Origin of the sequence: Nocardia sp. NPDC060249 (assembly GCF_042728755.1) — a bacterium.
Taxonomy (GTDB): Bacteria; Actinomycetota; Actinomycetes; order Mycobacteriales; family Mycobacteriaceae; genus Nocardia.
Genome location: NZ_JBHXAQ010000001.1, coordinates 1,152,451 through 1,166,702, shown reverse-complemented (window position 1 = coordinate 1,166,702; position 14,252 = coordinate 1,152,451). Strand labels below are relative to the sequence as shown.

Below are 14,252 nucleotides of genomic sequence, written 5' to 3'. Positions count from 1 at the left end.
ACGATGGCCGGCACAGCATCGACGGATCGGACGGCGGGGCTGTGGCACAACCCGCTGCGCGACGAACGCGACAAACGGGTCCCCTTCATCGCGGGCCCGTGCTGCCTGGTGATCTTCGGTGTCACCGGAGATCTGTCCCGCAAGAAGCTGATGCCGGCCATCTATGACCTGGCGAACCAAGGGCTGTTGCCCCCTGGTTTCGCCCTGGTCGGCTTCGCCCGGCGCAACTACGCCGACGAAGACTTCGCCTCGGTGGTACTCGAGGCCGTGAAGAAGCACGCGCGCACCCCCTTCCGCCAGGAGGTCTGGGATCACCTGGCCGAAGGGGTGCGGTTCGTGCAGGGCAGTTTCGACGACGACGCGGCCTTCGCGACGCTCGCCGATACGTTGCACAACCTCGACGAAACCCGCGGCACCGGCGGCAATTACGCCTTCTACCTGTCGATTCCGCCGAACATGTTCCCCGTGGTCCTCGATCAGCTCTCCGAACACCACCTGGCCCAGGCCGAACCGGCGCTCGACGGGTACACCCCGTGGCGGCGCGTGGTGATCGAGAAGCCGTTCGGCCACGACCTGACCAGTGCCAAGGAGCTCAACGCCTTGGTCAACCGGGTCTTCCCGGAGGAACAGGTCTTTCGGATCGACCACTACCTCGGCAAGGAGACGGTCCAGAACATCCTGGCGCTGCGCTTCGCCAACGAGTTGTTCGAGCCGATCTGGAACGCCAACTATGTCGACAGCGTGCAGATCACCATGGCCGAGGACATCGGATTGGGTGGTCGCGCAGGCTATTACGACGGAATCGGCGCCGCCCGTGACGTGATCCAGAACCACCTGTTGCAGTTGCTCGCGCTGACCGCGATGGAGGAGCCCACCTCCTTCGAGCCGATGCAGCTCACCACCGAGAAGATCAAGGCTCTCTCGGCCACCAAACTCGTTGCGCCGCTGGATGAGACGACCGCGCGCGGCCAGTACACCGAAGGCTGGCAGGGCAGCGAGCATGTCGTCGGCCTGCATGAGGAGGAGGGTTTCGATCCGCAGTCGCGGACCGAGACCTACGCCGCGCTCACCCTGCACGTGGAGAACCGGCGCTGGGCGGGTGTGCCCTTCTACCTGCGCACCGGAAAACGCCTCGGCCGCAGGGTGACCGAGATCGCGGTGGTGTTCAAACGCGCGCCGCACCTGCCCTTCGACCAGACCATGACCGAGGAGCTCGGCCAGAATGCCCTGGTCATCCGGGTGCAACCGGACGAGGGCATCACTTTGCGGTTCGGCTCCAAAGTCCCCGGCTCCGGCATGGAAGTGCGCGATGTGAACATGGACTTCAGCTACGGCGAGGCGTTCACCGAGTCCTCCCCCGAAGCCTACGAACGACTCATCCTCGACGTGCTACTCGGCGTGCCGTCGCTGTTCCCGGTCAACGCGGAGGTCGAATTGTCCTGGCGCATCCTCGATCCCGTGCTCGCGCACTGGACCGCGGGCGGCAAACCCGAACCGTACGAAGCCGGGACCTGGGGTCCCACCTCGGCCGATGAGATGCTCGCGCGCAGCGGGCGGGAATGGCGGCGTCCGTGATCGTCGACATGCCCGACACCAACACCGTCGATGTCGGCAAGCGGATGGTGCTGTTGCGCGAGACCAACGGCGTGATCACCCAGGGCCGGGTGCTCACGCTGGTGGTGTGCACCCTGGATTCCTCGGATGCCGAGGACGCTATCGACGCCGCCAACGACGCCAGCCGCGAACATCCGTGCCGGGTCATCGTGTTGGCGCGTGGTGACCGCGACGCCGAAACCCGCCTCGACGCCCAGATCCGCGTCGGCGGTGACGCCGGTGCGGCCGAGGTGATCGTGCTGCGCCTGCAAGGTGCGCTGGTGAACCACGAAAGCAGCGTGGTGACCCCGTTCCTGCTGCCCGACACCCCGGTGGTGGCGTGGTGGCCGCGTGGCGCGCCGGAGTACCCGTCGATGGACTCGGTGGGCAAGCTGGCCAAGCGCCGCATCACCGACGCCACCTACGCCCCCGACCCTCAGGCCGCGATCAAGAAGCGCCGCTTCTCCTACGCGACCGGCGACACCGATCTGGCGTGGAGCCGCATCACCTATTGGCGGGCCCTGCTGGCCGCGGCACTGGACGAGCCGCCGTTCGAACCGGTCACCTCGGTCACCGTGTCGGGCCTGGCCTCCGAGCCCGCACTCGACACCTTGGCCGGCTGGCTGGCCTCCCGGCTGCACTGCCCGGTGATCCGCAAGACCGGGGAGCTGAAGGTGGAAATCCAGCGCACCACCGATTCGATCGCCATCGAACGCCCGCAACTAGGAAGGACGGCAACGTTGACCCGCACCGGCGAACCCGACCAGCGGATCGCGCTGGCCCGCCGGGAAACTCGCGATTGCCTCGCCGAAGAACTGCGCCGGCTCGACGCCGACGAGATCTACGCCGAGGCGCTCGCCGGAATCGAGAAGGTGACCTATGAGTGACCATATCGACGTGCACGACGACCTCGGTGCCGAATTCCCCGCCAACACGATCGAGATCCACGACGACGCCGAGTCGCTCGCCGACGCGGCCGCCGAACGCTTCGTCGACGTGATCGTCTCCGCCCAGGCCGAACGCGGCCACGCCTCGGTCTCGATCACCGGTGGCAGTGACGGCATCCGCCTGCTCCAGCGCGTCCGCCAGTCCCCCGGCGACATCGACTGGTCCACCCTCTACGTCTACTGGGGCGACGAGCGTTTCGTCACCGCGGGCGACAAGGACCGCAACGAACTCCAGGCCCGCGAGGCGCTGCTGGACTTCGTTGCGCTGAACCCGGCCCACGTTTTCCCGATCGGCCCCTCCGACGGCCCCTACAGCACCCCGGAGGAAGCCGCGGCCGCCTACGCCCAGGTCGTGCACACCGAACTCGACGAACGCGGCGAGTTCGACCTCACGGTCCTCGGCATGGGTCCCGAAGGCCACATCGACTCCCTGTTCCCGCACTCCCCCGCGGTGCAGGAAACCACGGATTACGTTGTCGCCGTCCATAATTGCCCGAAGCCCCCGCCGACCAGGGTCACGATGACCCTGCCCGCGATCCACCGCTCCCGCCACGTGATGCTCGTGGTCAGCGGCGAAGGCAAGGCCGCCGCGGTAGCCGCCGCCGTCAACGGCGCCTCCCCCGACGACATCCCCTCGGCCGGCGCGGTCGGCATCGAGTCGACCACCTGGGTCATCGACGAGGCCGCGGCCTCGGATCTGCTGCTCGACGACGAATAAGCCGCTGACGAAGCCCGGGCCGACGCTGATCGGGCCCGGGCTTCGTCGTGTCGGGTGAGCCTCGCCGAGCGCGGTCAGCGGGACCGGCCCGGGTTCATCGGGTCAGGTGACCGGGGTCAGGGAGGTTGTCCAGAAGCCGGCGTAGCGGCCTGCGCGACCGAGGAGTTCGTCGTGGGTTCCGTCTTCCTCGATGTGGGCGTGGTCGAGGAAGATGATGCGGTCGGCGCGGTGGACGGTGCGCAGGCGGTGGGCCACCATGACTACGGTTCGCCCTGCCATCAGGCGTTCGATGCCCTCGTGGACCGCGGCCTCGTTCAGGGGATCGAGGGCGGAGGTCACCTCGTCGAGCAGGACGATCGGGGCGTCTTTCAGGAGGGCTCGGGCGATCGAAACACGTTGGCGTTCACCGCCGGACAGAAGCGCGCCGCCTTCACCGACGTTGGTCGCCCAGCCGCCGGGGAGCCGGTCGATCACCTCGTCGAGGCGGGCCGCGGTGGCGGCGGTTCGCACTTCGTCGTCGGTGGCGTCGGGACGGCCGAGGCGGATGTTGTCTTCGATCGTGCCGTCGAAGAGGTAGACGTCCTGGAAGACGATGGCGAACTGGGCCATCAGTGTTTCGGTGCTGACGGAACGTACATCGACGCCGCCGATGCGGACGGTGCCCGCGTCGACATCGTAGAAGCGGGCGATCAGGTGCAGGAGAGTGGTTTTGCCCGCGCCGGACGGCCCGACCACGGCCAGCCGTTGTCCCTGGGGGATCGTCAGCGAGACTTCGTCGAGCACCGTGCGGGTGCCGTGCCGGAAGGTGACGGCGTCGAAGGCCAGGTCATGGGCTTGCGGCTCCAGCGGCGTGCTGGGTTCCGGGAGGGTTTCGGTCCGCAGCAATGCCTCGAGACGCACCAGTTCGGATCGGGCACCGCGCAGTTGGCCGCCGATGTCAGCGAGGGACAGCAATGGGTCGGCGCACCGAGCGGCCAGGATCAGGATCGCCAAGAACTCCGGCGCACCGATGATTCCACCGAGAGCCAGATACGTGCCGAGGGCGAGCAGGCCGGTGAACACCGCTTGCACCGCGAACGACAGGCCGAGGATTGCGGGCAGCGCCGTGAAGGCTCGGCGGCGCGAGGCGCGCGCGACTTCCTGGAGCGAATCATCGAGCAGGCCGAACCGTTCGGCGGTACGCCCACCGGCACGCAGAACAGGCTGGGCCTGCAGGTACTCGATCACCCGTTGCGCGGCGTCGTGGTCGCGTTCGTGCCGCTGCGCGTCGCCGACCGCCATCGCACGCCCCGACCAGACCTGGATCGCCGCCACGAGCGGCACGGCGGCCGCCGCCGCCAACCCCAGCTGCCAGTTGAACGCGAACATCACCACGATGATCGTCAACGGCGTCACGGCGGCCGAGATGAGCGGCGCCAGCAGGTGTGCGAGCACGCTCAACGCCTGCAGCACACCGCGACTGGCGAGCACCGACACCTCACCCACCCGTCCCGCTGTGTACCAGCCGATGGGCAGTCGGGCCAGGTGGTCGCCGAGTCGGTAATACACCCCGCGCAGCAGCGTGGTGCCGACGCGGAATCCGGAAAGGTCACTGCGGTAGCGCAGGACGGCATAGAAGACAACGGACCCACCCAGTGCGATCAGCCAGGGCCGGGCAGCGGCGGGGTCGTCGCCGAACAGCGCCCGCAGCACGGGAACCAGCAGCGCATAGGACAGGCCCTCGGCGACCGCGGTGACCGTCATCAGCGCGACCGTGCGCCGAACCGGACCCGCGTAGTCGGCTCCGAGCACGCGCAACAGCATGCGAATCATCGTGGATCTCCCTGTAGTTCCGCGGTCACCGTTCGGTGCGCGTGCCAGAAGTCGGCGAATTTTCCGTGTCGGGCAAGCAGATCCGAGGGTCTGCCCTGTTCGAGGATCGTGCCGTTGTCGAGCAGCACGACGGTGTCGGCGTCGGCGATCGTTTCCAGCCGGTGGGCGATGACCAGGACGGTCCGGTCACGGCCCAGCGACGACAGCGCCTGCCGCACGGCCTGCTCGGTCTGCGGGTCGGCGAACGCTGTCGCCTCGTCGAGGACGAGGACCGGGGTATCGGCGAGCAGGGCGCGCGCCAGCGAAATCCGTTGTGCCTCACCGCCGGACAAGACCGTGTCGTCGCCGATCACCGTGTCGTAGCCGTGCGGCAGTTCGAGCACCCGGTCGTGGATGTTCGCCAGGCGGGCGGCGCGCATCACGGTGTCGCGGTCGGCATGGGGCACGGCGAGGGCGATATTGTCCGCGACCGAGGCCCGCAGTAGTCGCACATCCTGGAAGACGAACGAGACCGTCCGGTAGAGCTCGTGGCTGCCGAGTTCGCGCAGGTCGACGCCGCCGAGGGAGACCGAGCCGTGGGTGGGGTCGAAGAACCGCGGCAGCAGCTGGACCAGGGTGGACTTGCCGCTGCCCGACGGTCCGACGAGTGCGGTGACTGTGCCGGGCTCGAGCACGAGGTCGATTCCGCGCAGCACTTCGTGTTCGGCGTCGTAGCCGAACCGGACACCCTGCCACCGCACGCGATGCCCCTGCGGCACTCTCGGCCGGGTCGGCTCGGGTAGCGGCGCCTCGTCGAGCACATCGCGTATCCGGCCTGCCGCCCGCCCCGCGGCCTGGAGATCGTCGAAACCGTGTCCGAGCGCTGCCACGGGAGCGGTGAGCCCGATACCGAGCAGCAGGAACGGCAGCAGATCGGCCGGGGCCATCCCGCCGTTCGCGATCAGCACCGTGCCGCCGGTCAGTACTACCAGCAGGACGAACGGCGGCGACAGCGCCACCTGCATGCCCGCCGCGATGCCCGCCAGGCCACGCACCATCCGCAGGAAGATGTCGGCGAAATCATCAGTGGCGGTGCGGAATCGGCGATGGGCGCGTTCGGCACCGCCGAAGGCCTTCACCACCGCGATGCCCTGCACGAACTCGACGACCGAGCTGGCGATACCACCCATGGCCGTGTCGAAATCCTGCTGTTCACGCAGCCGGGTGGGGGTCATCATCAAGGGGACGAGCGCGATCGCCAGCACCACCGGAATCAGGGTGATCAGGGTGAGCCGCCAGTCGACGGTGAACAGGTAGATCAGCGAGACCGACGGCACCACGAACGCCGACACCAGTTCGCCGGGCGCGTGCGCGATGAAAGGGTGCACCGCGCTCACGTCGTCGCCGACGATCTTCGCCAGCTCACCGGTGCGCCGCCGTGCGAACCAGCCGATCGGCACCCGCCCCAGCTGATCGGCCAGTTGCCGCCGAAACGACAGCTGGACACGATCGTCGAGCAGGTGCCCGATCGCCGAAGAGGCCGCGGTACACAGCAATCGGACGAGCAGACCAGCCGCACCGACCAGCACGACGAGCCACACATGAGCGTGGTCGATCTCGCCGGGCGACAACAGGATTCGACCCAGTTCGACTACGGCCAGCAACGGAGCCAGCCCCGCCACCGCCCCGGCGACCTGCAGGATCACCACCGCACCGAAACTGCCGAGATACGGTCGAAGCAAGCTCGTGAGACTCGTTGCCCGAGTGGGCTGTTCGCTGACGTCGGTCATCGACGTGCTCCTGAACGCACAGCCAGGTGGCTGCGCAGATGGTCGAGGATCTCCGCGCGGGCGGGTCCGGCCGCCGGGATCAGGCCCCGCATACTCAGGAAACCGTGTGTCGCTTCGGGATAGCGGGTCAGCGTGACCTCGGCACCGGCCTGCCGCAGGCGGGCGGCGTAGGCGGGCGATTGATCTTCCAGCGGGTCGAGGCCGGCGCACTGGATGAGGGTGGGAGCGCAACCGGCGAGGTCGTGGTGGAACATCGGCGAAATCTGTCGCGCGTCGAATCCCTCGGGGAACGCGATGCGTTGCACCGCACGGCAGTTCGCCGGCGTCGCGGTGGGGCTGTCCGCGTTCTCGGTGAACGAGGGGTAGTCGAACACCCCGTCGGTCCAATCGAGCTGGGGGTTGATCAGCACCTGCGTCCGCAGGTCAGGAGTGCCGAAGGCGGTCAATGCCGCGAGGGTGGCACCCGCGCTGCTACCGAGCAGCGCGAGCCGAGTACCGTCCGCACCCCACTGTTGCGCCCGCGCGAGTAGAAGCGGGACCGCGTCGCGGGCATCGGCGACGGCGGCGGGGATCGGATGCTCGGGTGCCAGCCGGTAGTCCACCGAAGCGACCACCGCCGGGCACTCGGCGGCCAGATGACTCAGCAGCCAATCATCCTGCTCAGGGACCCCACTGATGAACCCGCCACCGTGAAACGCGACGATCAACGGCAACCCCGACCCTCCACGCACCGGCCGGTGCACGCGAACACGCAGCGTGCGACCAGCCAGCTCGAGCGTGTGATCGGTACCGAGCGCACCGCGATCCGGCCGACCGGTGATGAACGACCCGAACGCGGACCGGCGCAACGCCTCCTGCGCCGCCCGCCCCTCGATCACCTCCGCCGGAGTGATCGAATCCCAATCCGGCCCACCCTTCAGTGCGGTCAGCACCCGCATCCGAACAGGAACTCTGCCTCGCATGATCTGCCTCCTGGCGCTCACTCGCCGCCCGCTCTCCCGGCGGCGTAGAGCTACCCTGACAGCCGCAACCACCCCCACGCTTTCAGAAACCTGCGGTTGTCCTCGGCGCCGGACCCTTGCCGCGTTCGAGTCGTTCAAACCTGCTTTTGCCAGATCATGATCAATCGCACAGCCTGTCGTCATATCCCCTGGCCGCCCGCCTCGTCCGGTTCCGCACCGGGGCGTACCGGGTAAATTGTCGGTCGATCGGTTGGCGGGGGACGCGAGTTTGCCGAATGGGAACTGTCACGGGTTGCTACCTGTGGTGCCGTCGTGCCCCGAGTTGCGCGCGGGCTGGGTGCTAGGTGCCCGGCATGGGAAGGGTAAGGGTGACGGGTGGCTGCCACGCGACCATGGGAGGACGAGAGTTCGGGGTCACCTTTCGGTCCGCCGCTGGACGCCCTCGGGCCTGATCCCGCCGCCGTTGCGGGTTCGCACGAACAAGCCCCGACTACCTGGCAACCTGCTCGGCTGCCGGACTGGTCGCCCGCACGGCCGAATCAGCAGGATCTGCGCGAACTTCCGCCGTCGTGGGATCACGACCCGATGGCCGCGATCTTCAAGCCGGGCCAGGTATCTGGTCGACAGCAGTCGCCGTCCAGCCGAACGCACACCACCGATCCCTCCGCGAAGTCGGGCCGCGGCACGGCAGGCATCGTCCTGCTCGGTTCGATGGCCACGGTCGCGGTCGGCGTGGCGGCGGCGATGACGTACGTCGTCGTGAGCGGTCAGAGCAGTGGACCCGAAGAAACGGTCGTCGTCGCGGCGACCAGCCCACCGACGACGACGAGAAGGACGGCAGGGCCACTCGCCTGCGCCGGCGAACAGCGTGGCACCTTCACCATCGGCCGAGGTCCCGGGGACCGGAACTCCGGCCCGGGTGTGATCCTCGGCTTCGAGTACGCCTTCTACACCGACCGCAACGGCGACAAGGCACGGTCCTACGTTGTCCCCGAAGCCGACACCGTCGGTTCGGCCCCGACCATCCAGGACGGCATCGACAAGTACGTGCCGCTCGGCACCACCTACTGCGCCCAGATCAACCAGACCGGCCCCGACAGCTACGAACTCGACCTGACCGAACGTCGCCCCGGCGGCACGTCAGCGGAGGACCTTCTCTACACCCAGCTCATCACCACCACCGTCCGGGACGGGCGAACGATGATCGCGACCATTGTCGTACGGGCACAGTGAGATTCAGCCGGTGTGCGGTGCCCGTCGCGGGCGGTCAGCCCAAGACGGCACGGGGATCCGGCAGGTACATACCGGCTTTGCCGCGCACGGTACTCCAGAGCGCGAATCCCATCATCGGAGTGTTCTGGGCGATCATCATCTGCCGGTTACCGAGGTCGATCACCGCGGGAACCACGACGGTGCCGTAGCTCATCGCCTTGTTGGTGACGGCGCCGAAACTGGCCGGGTGTACCCGATCGGAGATCAGTGCGGCGACGGCACAGGCGCCACCCTTCACCGCGAAGGCGCTCGGGCGCCGGATCGAGCGGGCGAATTCATCTACCTGCCTGGTGAATCCGGCGACGGTGGCGGGTGATATCTCGCCCGCATGGCCGACACACACGGCCAGTTCGATCGGATTCAGCGAACTCTTGATCACCGCGCCGACGCCGATCAGAGACAGCACCGGACCAATCCAATTGCGGCTCACCTGAAGCCCGCCCGTATTCATATGGTGCGCGACAGCCGCCAGATACGCCTGCACCGCCGCGCTCTCCTGCGGTCCACTCGGCGGCGGACTTTGCTGCGGCGCGGCATAATTCGCCTGCGGCGCACCGTATCGAGCAGGGGGCTGCTGGTATTGCGGCCGCTGAGGTGGAAATCCGGGCTGACCATACGGCTGCTGCGGGTACGGCTGCTGCGGCGGCGCCCCGAAAGGCCCCGATTGCTGCGGATACCCCCACGAACCACCCGGTCCACCTGGCGTCGTCATAGCCCCTCCTTCGCCGTCCCACATGAACACCGGACACTACCGGCCGCACGAACTACCCCGACACTCCAGCCACGGCTGTCTCGGTTGCTGGATCCTTCCCTTTCGGGTTCTCCCTGGATCCGCCTGGACAGGCGCTAGCATCGGGTTCTTGGCATGCCGACGGTTCGGACGTCGACTCGACTGCGGGCGAGGAGTTGCGGTGGCGCTGGGTTCGCTCGACCTGGATGGGGCCTTTCGGGCCGCGCTGGACGGTCTCGTCGTGTCCGATCGGATCGATAAGGTCGGGAGCATCGATGCCGCGTTCGGGGTGGAGTTGTTCGAATCCCAGGCTGCCAGTAGGCATCTCGACCTGACCGCTCGCCGGTTGGGGGTCGCGCGGCAGGGTTTCTACAGCATCGGGTCGTCGGGACACGAGGGAAACGCGGCGGTGGCGGCCGCGCTGCGCGTCGACGATCCGGCGTTGCTGCACTATCGCTCGGCAGCGTTCTTCGTGCAGCGATGCAAGCAGATTCCGGGGCTGGATCCGATTCGGGATGTCTTGCTGGGGGTTGTCGCAGCGGCTGCTGATCCGATTTCCGGCGGCCGGCACAAGGTGATCGGCAGCGCGGCGGCCTCGATCATTCCGCAGACCTCGACCATCGCGTCGCACCTGCCGCGAGCCGTGGGGCTGGCCTTCGCGTTGGATCGTGCTGCGAAGCAGGGGATTTCGTGTCCGTGGCCGGCTGACGCAGTGGTGGTGTGCAGTTTCGGGGATGCCTCGGCCAACCACTCGACGGCGGTCGGTGCCGTCAACGCCGCACTGCATGCCGCCCATCAGGGAGTACCGATGCCGCTGGTCTTCGTGTGCGAGGACAACGGCCTCGGCATCAGTGTGCCGACCGCGCCGGACTGGATCGAGCGCGCCTACGGTCCACGCCCGGGGCTCACCTACCTCGCCGCCGACGGGTGCGATCTGCCCGACGTCCTCGGTGCCGCCGAAGACGCGGTGCATCTGGCACGGACCTGGCGGGCGCCGGTCTTCCTGCACCTGCGCACCGTGCGGCTCGGTGGACACGCCGGGTCCGATGTCGAGTCCGCCTACCGCGGTCCGGCCGATATCGCCGCAGACCTCGCCCGCGATCCCCTGCTCGGCACCGCCCGATTCCTGATCGCGGCGGGTGTCGACGCGGGCGATCTGCGCGAGCGCTACGAGCGGATCGGCGCTCGCGTGCGCGAGACTGCCGACGAGGTGGTTCATGAGGCTCGGCTCGATTCCGCGGCGGCCGTGATCGCGCCGCTCGCGCCGACTCACCCCACCTCGATCCGCGCGGACGTCACCCGGCGTGGCCCTGCACCACAGGCGTCCGACTCCCGGATGACGGTGGCGCAAGCGATCAATCATACTCTCGGCGAACTCCTCGCCACAGACCCCGATGTGCTGGTATTCGGCGAGGACGTCGGCCGCAAAGGCGGCGTATACGGTGTCACCAAGGGCCTCAGGAAACGCTTCGGAGCTCGCCGGGTGTTCGATACTCTCCTCGACGAACAGTCCGTCCTCGGCACCGCGCTCGGCACCGGGTTGGCCGGATTCATCCCGATCCCCGAGATCCAGTACCTGGCCTATGTTCACAACGCGGCCGATCAGATCCGCGGCGAAGCGGCCACCCTCCCCTTCTTCTCGAACGGGCAGTACCGCAATCCGATGGTGGTGCGCATCGCCGGCCTTGCCTACCAGAAGGGCTTCGGCGGCCACTTCCACAACGATGATTCCCTGGCGGCGCTGCGCGATATCCCCGGCCTCGTCGTCGCGGTGCCCGCGCGCGCCGATGACGCGGCAGCCATGCTGCGCACCTGTGTCTCAGCGGCTCGCGTCGACGGCCGAGTCTGCGTCTTCGTCGAACCGATAGCCCTGTACCACACCAAGGATCTACATCCAGGCGACGAAGCCTGGCTGGCCTCCCCCGTCACCGACCACATCCCGATCGGCACGGCACGCACCTACGGCGACGGCACCGACCTCACCATCGTCACTTTCGGCAACGGCGTCCCGATGAGTCTGCGCAGCGCGAATCGCCTTGCCGCCCAAGGAATCCACACCCGGGTACTCGACCTGCGCTGGCTGAATCCCCTACCGGCCGACGACCTGCTCCACCACGCCGAAGCCACCGGCCGGGTCTTGGTCGCCGACGAAACTCGCAGCAGCGGTGGCGTTTCCGAGTCGGTCTACGCGGCGCTGATCGACTCGGGCTATCGCGGTGCGCTCGCCCGAGTCACGAGTGCGGACAGTTTCGTTCCACTCGGTCCCGCCGCGGACACCGTCCTGCTGAGCGAGGCGGATATCGAAGCAGCCGCAATCCGTCTATCGCACTGACGCGGAAACTCAGGCGAACTTGATCTCGAGGCCGATGCCGAGGATCGCGATGAACCAGACGATGCCGACGAAGATGGTGATGCGGTCGAGGTTCTTCTCGACGACGGTGGAGCCGGACAGGCTCGACTGCACGCCGCCACCGAAGAGGCTGGACAAGCCGCCACCCTTGGCGCGGTGCAGCAGCACCAGCAGCACCAACAGCAAGCTGGTGATCACAAGGAGGATATCGAGGAACAGCGACATGAGGTTCATCCTAGGTGGTGCGGGACCGACTGGTCTAATGGGCCCCGACGCGACTGCGTTCCTCTGCCGCACACGGCCGCAGCGACGGCGCGGGTACGCCTAATCACGCTCGACCGCGACCAGATGTGCGACCGTGTGGGTGCCTGCGGAGTACTGGGCGACGGTCTGTTCTATTTCCCGGTCACGGGCGGTCAGGCGCACCTGGTGCTGGTGCATGTGCTCGGCCCAGGACCGCACGACGAAGGCTTCGACGAAGCGGTCGACGGTGCCGACGTCGCGGTAGAGCCGCCATTCCATCGCCCCCGTGCGCTGCCTCGATCGCCCGACCAGCGCCATCGATTCCGTGAACGCGGCAACGTCCTCGGGCGGCACGTCATAGCCGCGCATCACCAGCACCGGGCCGTTCTCGGGGTCGGGTTCGACGACGAGTTGCGGTTCGGGCCAGAACGCCGCCGGTGAGAGGTCGATGTCCTCGACGTTGTGCCGGATCGGCCACCACAGGGTGCTCACGGCACAGCACGCCAGCAGCGCGGCCGCGATCAGCAGCGCCGTCACGGCGCCGTAGGCCCCGGCGACCAGGCCCCAGAGCAGCGAACCGATGGCCTGCCCACCCATGAACACCAGCATGTACACCGACAGCCCGCGGGCGCGCACCCAGGCGGGCAGCAGCAACTGCATGGTCGAGTTCAGCGTCGCCATCGCCAGCAACCACGCGAGACCGGCCCCCACCAGCAACACGAGCACCAGCACCACGTGGTGGACCAGCGCGCTCGCGACCGCACCCATGCCGAACAGGACCGCCGCGAGCGCGAGCCGCTGAGTGGGGGTGAACAGAACCCGCAGGCGTGACAGGCCGAGCGCGCCACACACCGCGCCGAGCCCGAGCGCGCCGAGCAGCAGACCGTAGCCGGAGGACGACAGTCCGAGTCGGTCGTGGGCGATCACCGGCAGCAGCGACCACACCGCGCTGGCGGGAGCGATGAACAGGATCGCGCGGAACAACACCCTCCTGATCGCGGGCGCGGCCCGAATGAACCGGGTGCCTGCCTGCAATGCCGCGAGGGGCCGTTCACTGGGGAGCGGGCTGGTTCGCGTCGGCCACTTCGACACCAGCAGCACCGCGACGATGCCGACGAACGACACCGTGTTGAACCCGAACACCACGGTCGGCCCGGCGATCGACACGATCACACCCGCCACCGCGGGCCCGACGGCTCGGCCGATATTGACGCTCATGCTGCCCAGCGCCGCCGCCGAGGTGATCTGGTCGCGCGGCACCAGCTCGGGCTGCACCGCCTGCCAGGCGGGCGCGGTGAGCGCCTGCCCGCAGCCGAGCAGGAACAGCAGGCCGAGCAGGACCGCGGGCGTGGTGTGGCCGGTGGCGGTGAAGACGGTGAGGGTGAGCGAGGCGACCGCCATCCCGGTCTGCGCGCCGATCAGCAGCCTGCGCCGGTCGACCAGGTCGGCCAGCACGCCGGACGGGATCGACAGCAACATCACCGGCAGGGCGAGCGCGGTCTGCACGAACGAGACCAGCGCCGCGGCGTTCGGCTGATCCACGAGGATCCACTGCGCGCCGACCGTCTGCATCCACGTGCCAAGATTCGACACCAGCTGGGCGATCCACAGCGCCCGGAACACCGGCGAGCGCAACGGAGCCCAGGTCGAGATCCGCTCCGCCGCCTCTGTGCCCACCGGTCGAGCATATCCCTGGCGACTGCCGATCCCCGTCCAGCACTCGGTGCCGAGACAGCGCGACGACGGCGGCGCCGGCGGCCGCGAAAGATCCCCGTGAACCCGCAGAAATACTGTGGTGCAAGACAATAGAAGTGCGAATCTTCGATGCGGTGTTATCTTCTGGTCGCTTTCGAGCG

11 protein-coding genes are annotated in these 14,252 nt (G+C 68.1%); 5 read left to right on the top strand and 6 right to left on the bottom strand.

Going from position 1 to position 14,252, the window contains the following annotated elements; translation table 11 throughout:
* Nucleotides 1-3 precede the first annotated feature (3 nt).
* From zwf to pgl, 3 genes are read left to right on the top strand one after another with little or no spacing between them, the layout of a single operon-like run.
* Nucleotides 4-1,575, top strand: a complete 1,572-nt coding sequence (zwf, locus tag ACFWFP_RS05200; RefSeq protein ID WP_379293231.1) for a glucose-6-phosphate dehydrogenase — start codon at nt 4-6, stop codon at nt 1,573-1,575.
* On the top strand, nt 1,572-2,480 hold the full coding sequence (opcA, locus tag ACFWFP_RS05195) for a glucose-6-phosphate dehydrogenase assembly protein OpcA (RefSeq protein ID WP_379293230.1): 909 nt from the start codon (nt 1,572-1,574) through the stop codon (nt 2,478-2,480). Before zwf ends, opcA begins: the two co-directional genes overlap by 4 nt.
* Nucleotides 2,473-3,258 carry a 6-phosphogluconolactonase gene (gene pgl, locus ACFWFP_RS05190; protein WP_379293229.1) on the top strand — a complete coding sequence of 262 codons (786 nt, stop codon included), beginning with the start codon at nt 2,473-2,475 and terminating at the stop codon, nt 3,256-3,258. Before opcA ends, pgl begins: the two co-directional genes overlap by 8 nt.
* 102 nt (nt 3,259-3,360) lie before the next feature.
* Here pgl and ACFWFP_RS05185 read toward each other — a convergent pair whose 3' ends face one another.
* Genes ACFWFP_RS05185 through ACFWFP_RS05175 form a run of 3 tightly spaced genes read right to left on the bottom strand, consistent with a single transcriptional unit; the run spans nt 3,361 to nt 7,801 of the window.
* Nucleotides 3,361-5,070 (bottom strand): ABC transporter ATP-binding protein, encoded by a 1,710-nt coding sequence (locus ACFWFP_RS05185; RefSeq protein WP_379293228.1) that lies wholly within the window; start codon nt 5,068-5,070, stop codon nt 3,361-3,363.
* Nucleotides 5,067-6,839, bottom strand: coding sequence for an ABC transporter ATP-binding protein (locus tag ACFWFP_RS05180; protein WP_379293227.1), 1,773 nt, complete (start codon nt 6,837-6,839; stop codon nt 5,067-5,069). Before ACFWFP_RS05180 ends, ACFWFP_RS05185 begins: the two co-directional genes overlap by 4 nt.
* On the bottom strand, nt 6,836-7,801 hold the full coding sequence (locus ACFWFP_RS05175) for an alpha/beta hydrolase fold domain-containing protein (protein ID WP_379293225.1): 966 nt from the start codon (nt 7,799-7,801) through the stop codon (nt 6,836-6,838). The genes ACFWFP_RS05180 and ACFWFP_RS05175 overlap by 4 nt, the downstream gene beginning before the upstream one ends.
* A gap of 375 nt (nt 7,802-8,176) precedes the next feature.
* On the opposite strand from ACFWFP_RS05175, the gene ACFWFP_RS05170 reads away from it, so the two are divergent.
* Nucleotides 8,177-9,034 carry a hypothetical protein gene (locus ACFWFP_RS05170; protein WP_379293224.1) on the top strand — a complete coding sequence of 286 codons (858 nt, stop codon included), beginning with the start codon at nt 8,177-8,179 and terminating at the stop codon, nt 9,032-9,034.
* A gap of 34 nt (nt 9,035-9,068) precedes the next feature.
* Here the strand turns inward: ACFWFP_RS05170 and ACFWFP_RS05165 are convergent, their stop codons facing one another.
* Nucleotides 9,069-9,479: a hypothetical protein gene (locus ACFWFP_RS05165; protein ID WP_379293223.1), complete on the bottom strand. Its 411-nt coding sequence runs from the start codon at nt 9,477-9,479 to the stop codon at nt 9,069-9,071.
* 505 nt (nt 9,480-9,984) lie between these two features.
* Between ACFWFP_RS05165 and ACFWFP_RS05160 the strand changes: the two genes are divergently transcribed.
* Nucleotides 9,985-12,135 (top strand): thiamine pyrophosphate-dependent enzyme, encoded by a 2,151-nt coding sequence (locus tag ACFWFP_RS05160; RefSeq protein ID WP_379293222.1) that lies wholly within the window; start codon nt 9,985-9,987, stop codon nt 12,133-12,135.
* A 9-nt stretch (nt 12,136-12,144) separates the two neighbouring features.
* Here ACFWFP_RS05160 and secG read toward each other — a convergent pair whose 3' ends face one another.
* Both secG and ACFWFP_RS05150 read right to left on the bottom strand, forming a co-directional pair.
* Nucleotides 12,145-12,378: a preprotein translocase subunit SecG gene (secG, locus tag ACFWFP_RS05155; RefSeq protein ID WP_101468684.1), complete on the bottom strand. Its 234-nt coding sequence runs from the start codon at nt 12,376-12,378 to the stop codon at nt 12,145-12,147.
* Between the two features lie 99 nt (nt 12,379-12,477).
* Nucleotides 12,478-14,073, bottom strand: a complete 1,596-nt coding sequence (locus ACFWFP_RS05150) for an MFS transporter (RefSeq protein WP_379293220.1) — start codon at nt 14,071-14,073, stop codon at nt 12,478-12,480.
* Nucleotides 14,074-14,252: the final 179 nt, after the last annotated feature.